8 protein-coding genes are annotated in these 6,000 nt (G+C 62.3%); 4 read left to right on the top strand and 4 right to left on the bottom strand.

Going from position 1 to position 6,000, the window contains the following annotated elements:
• Both VGM71_RS16825 and VGM71_RS16820 read left to right on the top strand, forming a co-directional pair.
• The coding region (locus VGM71_RS16825; RefSeq protein ID WP_331547284.1) for an autotransporter outer membrane beta-barrel domain-containing protein at positions 1-514 on the top strand (514 nt) is incomplete at its 5' end.
• A 185-nt stretch (positions 515-699) separates the two neighbouring features.
• Positions 700-1,662 carry an NADP-dependent oxidoreductase gene (locus VGM71_RS16820; RefSeq protein ID WP_331547282.1) on the top strand — a complete coding sequence of 321 codons (963 nt, stop codon included), beginning with the start codon at positions 700-702 and terminating at the stop codon, positions 1,660-1,662.
• A gap of 12 nt (positions 1,663-1,674) precedes the next feature.
• Here VGM71_RS16820 and VGM71_RS16815 read toward each other — a convergent pair whose 3' ends face one another.
• Entirely contained in the window at positions 1,675-2,550 is an 876-nt protein-coding gene (locus tag VGM71_RS16815; protein ID WP_331547280.1) for a LysR substrate-binding domain-containing protein, read from the bottom strand.
• A gap of 100 nt (positions 2,551-2,650) precedes the next feature.
• On the opposite strand from VGM71_RS16815, the gene VGM71_RS16810 reads away from it, so the two are divergent.
• A complete protein-coding gene (locus VGM71_RS16810) occupies positions 2,651-3,169 on the top strand; it encodes a lipocalin-like domain-containing protein (RefSeq protein ID WP_331547278.1) in 519 nt (172 codons plus the stop codon).
• 98 nt (positions 3,170-3,267) lie between these two features.
• Positions 3,268-3,843 carry a cytochrome P460 family protein gene (locus VGM71_RS16805; protein ID WP_331547276.1) on the top strand — a complete coding sequence of 192 codons (576 nt, stop codon included), beginning with the start codon at positions 3,268-3,270 and terminating at the stop codon, positions 3,841-3,843.
• Between the two features lie 8 nt (positions 3,844-3,851).
• On the opposite strand, the gene VGM71_RS16800 is transcribed toward VGM71_RS16805, so the two are convergent.
• The 3 genes from VGM71_RS16800 to VGM71_RS16790 form a co-directional block, all read right to left on the bottom strand.
• Positions 3,852-4,580, bottom strand: coding sequence for a sensor histidine kinase (locus VGM71_RS16800; RefSeq protein ID WP_331547274.1), 729 nt, complete (start codon positions 4,578-4,580; stop codon positions 3,852-3,854).
• A 10-nt stretch (positions 4,581-4,590) separates the two neighbouring features.
• Positions 4,591-5,220: a response regulator transcription factor gene (locus tag VGM71_RS16795; RefSeq protein ID WP_331547272.1), complete on the bottom strand. Its 630-nt coding sequence runs from the start codon at positions 5,218-5,220 to the stop codon at positions 4,591-4,593.
• A gap of 70 nt (positions 5,221-5,290) precedes the next feature.
• Complete coding sequence (locus VGM71_RS16790; RefSeq protein WP_331547270.1) at positions 5,291-5,995, bottom strand: sensor histidine kinase; 705 nt, start codon at positions 5,993-5,995, stop codon at positions 5,291-5,293.
• Between the last annotated feature and the right edge of the window lie 5 nt (positions 5,996-6,000).

Here is a 6,000-nt window from a genome sequence, read left to right as displayed (position 1 = left end):
CTCCAACACGCTGGGCCAGTCGCTCAAGGACGGCAACAAGGGGTATGGCTACGTCGCCGGTGTCGAGGTCGGTCAGCGCTTCGGCCTGGGCGATCACCTGTGGGCGATTCCGCAGGCCCAGTTGAGCTATGGCAGCGCACGTTTCGAGAGCTTCAACGATGCCTTCGGTGCCCGCGTGTCGCAGCAGGAGGGCAAGGCGCTCACGGCGCGCGGCGGCATCGCGATCGATTACGACCGTACCTGGCAGGGCGCGTCGGGCCCGATGGCATCGCACGTTTACGCCATCGCCAACGTGTACAGGACCACGAAGGATGCCGCCCGCGTGGATGTGGCAGGCACCGACTTCACGACGCGCAACGAAGGCACGTGGGGCGGTTTCGGCCTGGGCACCACGCTGGATTGGGCGGGCGGACGCTACTCGGTGTATGGCGAAGTGCAGGCAAGCACGGGGCTGTCGCACTTCGGTGACAGCCACGCGCTGAATGGAACGATGGGCTTCCGCATGCGTTGGTGACGCGGAACCGGCCATCCGGGCGTATCGCCGACACGCACGTACCCTGAAACGGGACTCTGACGGAAACGACGCGTCGTGTCGGTACAAGCCACGGAAGGGTGGAGCGCGACACTATGGAGGAGTCCCTTACCCCGTGAGGTTACCGCTATGCCAGACCACGCTCACGCCGCCGCCAGGACCGAGCCATGAAAGCTGCATGGATCACCGACCCCATCCGCGGCGACCTTTCGATCAGCGTCGGCGATACCGATTCGCCGGCGCTCGACGACGATCGCATACTCATCGACGTGGAGGCCGTGGGCCTCACGTTTGGCGAGCCAACCTGGGTAACGAATGGTAGCCAGCCGCTACCCGATGGGGCGCCGCGCCCCTTGCCGGTCATCATCGGCCACGAGTTCGCGGGACGTGTCGCCACTGCTGGCGCGTCCACATCGGGCTTCGTCGCAGGAGACCGCGTCTTCGGCCTGATCGACTTCTGGCGCAACGGTGCGGCGGCGGAGCAGGCGAGTGTATTGCCGGGCGAGATCGCGCACCTGCCGGTTGGGGTGACCGCCGCCGATGCCTGCACTCTGCCGATCGGAGCGCTGACGGCTTGGCAGGCCTTGTTTGATCACGCGAAGCTGGTGAAGGGAGAGACCGTACTGATCCACGGCGGCTCCGGAGCGGTCGGTACCTTCGCGATCCAGGTGGCGAAGGAGGCAGGTGCGCGCGTGATCGCTACCGCGCGAGGCAACGACGCCGTGGCACTTTGTCTGGCGCTGGGCGCCGAGCGTGCGATAGACACCGATACTTCCCGCTTCGAGGATGTCGCGGGAACGGTGGATGTCGTATTTGACACGGTCGGCCACGAGCTGCTCGAGCGAAGCTGGGGATTTCTCCAACGCGGCGGCCGGCTGGTGACGATTTCCGGCGAGGCGGAAGACGCGCCATCGCCCGAGCGCGCCGCTTCGCTGGGTATCGAAGCCTACTGGTTCATCGTCAAGCCCGATCCGGCGCAGCTGCGCGAGATCGTGGCGCGGGTCGCGAACGGCCGGATCGATGTGCTGATCGATCGAAGCTATCCGCTTGGCGACGCGCGCCAGGCATTCGAAGAAGCACGAGACCGGGCCAGGCGCGGAAAGACCATCCTGATCGTGGCCCGAAAGTGATGATATGTTGCGCTACAGCCCGAGATTGCCGAGGGCATGGTCGGTCACCACGTGCTCTAGCTGGCTCAACGCGGGGTTGGCCGTGTTCTTCCCGGAGTGCAGGCACAGTTCAACGACGGGCAGGGGAGGCAGGCCGTGTCTTTCATCGAGCTGCATGAGCGACGGCGGTATACCCGCCGTCGTTCTCAGGGTGATGCCAAGGCCGGCGGCCACTCCCGCCCATAAGCTCTGCAAACTGGCGGTGGTATAGGCCAGCCGCCAGGGGACGGACGCCTTGTCGAGCGCTTCGATGCCTGCACGGCGGAAGAAGCAGGGCGAGTTATAGAGTGCCAGTTCGAGGGAGACGCCGGGTTTCAGGATTACCTCGGAACCTACCGGGCCGATCCACGTCATGGGCAGCGTGGCCAGCCGCCTGGCATCCAGGCGGCTGGCATAGCCCATGGCAAGGACGAGATCGAATTCACCCCGATCGAGACGCTCCAGTAAGCGTCCGTTGCGCTCCACCTCGACATCCACCCGAGCCCCAGGGTGGGTCTTCTTGAACTGCCCGAGGGCAGCAGGTAACCACGTCTCCGCGAAATCGCCGGGCAGGCCAAAGCGCACGACGCCTTCCACCGAAATGCCAGACACGCTACGGGCAGCTTCGTCGTTGAGTTCGAGGATGCGACGTGCGTAGGAGTGCACCAGCTCTCCGGTTTCCGTCATCACCATGCGTCGCCCCTGCTTGCGAAAGAGGGGCTGGCCCAGTTGGGTTTCGAGCTTTTTTATCTGCTGGCTTGCCGCCGATTGAGAGCGGCCGACCCTTTCCGCCGCGCGTCCCAGGCTGCCCGATTGCAGAATGGCAACGAGCGTTCGCAAGGCGTCCATATCCAGGTTCGGCAAGGACATTACTTTCGTTTTTCCGATGAGTTGGTTTCGAATAATCAGATTTTCTTCAGTATATCCCCGGCATAGCATCCGGCAACCCCCTCAACAGCGGACTTACCGCATGAACTTTCGTAGAGCAAATACCGGTCGCATCATCGTCTCGCTCCTCACGGCATGTGCATTCTGGAACTCCGCCGCCTTTGCGGGCTCCGCGCCTGAGGTCTCGCCGCTGGCCGGCACGTGGACCCTGGTGGCAGCCGACGTCCACCACCCTGACGGTTCACGCGCATCCGACTACGGCGCCAAGCCTGAAGGGCTGTTGCTGGTCGACAGCCAGGGCCATTATTCGTTGCAGATATTCAAGGCCGAGCGCCTGGCCTTCGGCTTGGGGAATAAAGCGAAGGGAACGCCTGAAGAGTATGCATCGGCCGTGATGGGCTCGAGCACTCATTTCGGCACGCTCAGCATCGATCGGGATCAGGACGCTCTCGTCTTCCACATACAGGGCGCATCCTTCCCTAATTGGGAAGGGCAGGAGCAACGCAGGCACTACGAGCTCAAGAGCGACACCCTGAGCTATCGCGTGACACCACGTCCCAACGGCGACGTACCGATCTCGGTGTGGCGAAAGATCGAATAGAGGCTGAAATCCACTCGATAGAGTGAATCCACACCGGTCGTTCTACTCGATCATCATGGATGAAAGTTTTTAACGAGTGGTCCTGGAGGAATGCATCTATGTCGTACCGAACTGCCATCGTAGCGATGAGCGTTGCACTTGCCGCGACGTTGACGTGCGTCAATGCTTATGCCGGAGGCGTAAAGGAACAGCAACGGTTCGCGGCAGTGGCAGACTCGAGCGGCAACTTGCACGTTCCCGAAAACTACCGCCAGACCTACGAGTATCTCGGAACATGGTCCGTGGCGGCACCCGGCAAGGATGGCGCCAAGGAAATGCACGTCGTATATACATCTCCGGGGACGACGGCGGCTTACCGGAAGAATGGCAAGTTTCCCGACGGCGCGGTTCTCGTCAAAGAAGTCTTCGCGGCAGAGACGAAACCCATGACCACCGGCACGGTCAGCCACGAACAAACCCTGAAGGGCTGGTTTATCATGGTAAAGGATTCGAAGAACAGCCACCCCGATAACAAGCTGTGGGGCAACGGCTGGGCCTGGTCGTGGTTCGACGCCGGCAATACCATGAAGACCACGTCGACTGACTTTCATACGGATTGCCTGGTCTGCCACACGCCCGCCAAATCGACCGACTGGATTTACGTCGAGGGATATCCGGTCCTCAAGACGCAATAACCGTCGAACTAAATATAGGCAAGATGAGCGGGTACCGTGAGACGGACTTCCGTACCCGATGCGGCGTGCGAACGGATGCGCAGATCGGCGGGGATGGCCTCCGCGCGTTCGCGCATCCCCAACAGGCCGTAGTGATCGCGACGCATCCCTTCGGCGAGTACTCCCTGGGGAATTCCTTTGCCGTCATCGGTGACAATGACGATAAGTCGTCGCCAACTGAAGACGACCCGTACGCGGATCGCCGAAGCGTCCGCGTGGCGGCTCGCATTAACCAGCGCCTCGCGCGCGATGGAGACGACTTCGCCGCCGATGTCCCAATGGAGTTGGCGAACGCGGCCTTCGACCATGACCCTGACGGGTGGATCGTCCGGAAAGATACTCTCGATGATTTCGTTGATGAATAGGCGCAGCGGGCAACCGCGACCGGTCTCGTCTCCGCGCATCATGCCAAGCTTGTCCCGGCTTTCGATGACGGCTTGCCGGGCCATCTCGACTGCGCGAGTGAGTTCCTCGCGCGTCCCCTCGGAGGACGGTTTCCTGCTTATCGCCTGCACCGTGAGCAACAGGCCCTGCACGCTCTGAAGCAAGGTGTCGTGGAGGTCCCGCGCGATACGCTCGCGCTCCTGGGCACGGATACGCCTACGTTCGTCGGGCCGCACGATATAGAGGCGATAACCGGCCCAAGCGATCATTGCAACGATCGTCCCCTTGATCCATTGGCGATAGTCCATCTTCATACCTGATGCCTCATGTGTCGAGGAAGCCGCGATGAATCGCGATGGTGACCGCATGGGTGCGGTCATGGGCATTCAGCTTCGAAAGGATTGATTTCATCCGGGTTTTTACGGTCTCCTCGGCGATGTGTAACGAAGTGCCGATCTCCCGGTTGCTCATGCCTTGCGACGCCAATCGAAGGACGCTGAGTTCGCGAGGGCTCAACGATTCCATTCCCTGGTGTGCGCTGACATCCTGAAGAACGTCCGGCGCCACGTGCCGCCGCCCGCAAAAGGCCGAGCGTATCGTTGCGATGATTTCTTCGCTCGAGGCTGTCTTCAGCAAATAGGACGTCGCCCCCACCGCCATGGCCCGGGTGACCCGTGCATCGCCAGGATAAGTCGTCAGGACGACGATGGGTACCTGGGGGGCCTGTTCGCGGATGGCGGCGATGGCCCGCGTGCCGTCCACCCGGGGCATCTGCAGATCCATGAGCACGACATCCGGATTGGATAACCCGAACTGCTCGATGGCTTCGGCACCGTTTGCCACCTCGGCGACCACCTTCATATCGCGCTCGTCTTCAAGCGTCGAGCGCAGGCCTTCCCGCATCATGGGATGGTCGTCGGCGATCATGATCCGGATGATTTGGCTTTGGCTCATGACTTCAGTCCGGTCCAGGGCGTGCAGCGGCGGCTGGCGCCGTACATGGCCATTATAAGATGAGCGCCGGCTAGGCGCGCGCGTAAGCTCGGGAAGCCCGGACTTTCAAGGTGACGGTCGTTCCCTGGCCGGGAGCCGCCTGGATCTGAAGCTTGCCACGGATGCGCCGGGCCCGCTCCCGCATGCCGACAAGGCCAAAATGGCCCTCCCGGACACCGTGGTGAAGGACACAGGCCTCGATGCCAATCCCATCGTCCTGCACCTGCGCGACCAGATAGAGCTTCTCGAACGACACGAGCACGGTGATACGGCTTGCCTGGGCATGCTTCCGGGCGTTAGCCAGCGCCTCGCGGAGCACGGCGACGATTTCTTCGCTGACCTCCCATGCCAGCTCGCGTACACGTCCCTCCAGTATCACCTCGGCGCCTCTCCCGGTTTCCGATGCCTCTACCGCAAGCTCTTCCAGGAGAAGAACCATGGGACACATCGGCGGCCCGTCGCTGGCGCGCAACGTGCTTACCTTGTCGCGGCTATCCGCCACAGCGCGGCGGGCGATAACGACAGCACGCACGAGGGCCTGCCGCGTTTCCTCTTCCATGGGTTGGCGACTGATCGCCTGCAGGGTCAGCAACAGTCCTTGAATGCTTTGAAGAAGGGTATCGTGGAGATCCCGCGCGAGGCGCTCACGCTCCTCCGCCCGGATCCGCGTTCGCGTTACCGCCTGATTGAGACGCCAGCGCAAAGCGTACCAACCGACAACCAGGGTCACGGACATGAATG

The sequence above is a fragment of the Luteibacter sp. genome (assembly GCF_036499525.1).
GTDB lineage: Bacteria > Pseudomonadota > Gammaproteobacteria > Xanthomonadales > Rhodanobacteraceae > Luteibacter.
Note: the sequence above shows the minus strand (reverse complement) of the source record. Positions and strands in the feature narration are given on the sequence as shown.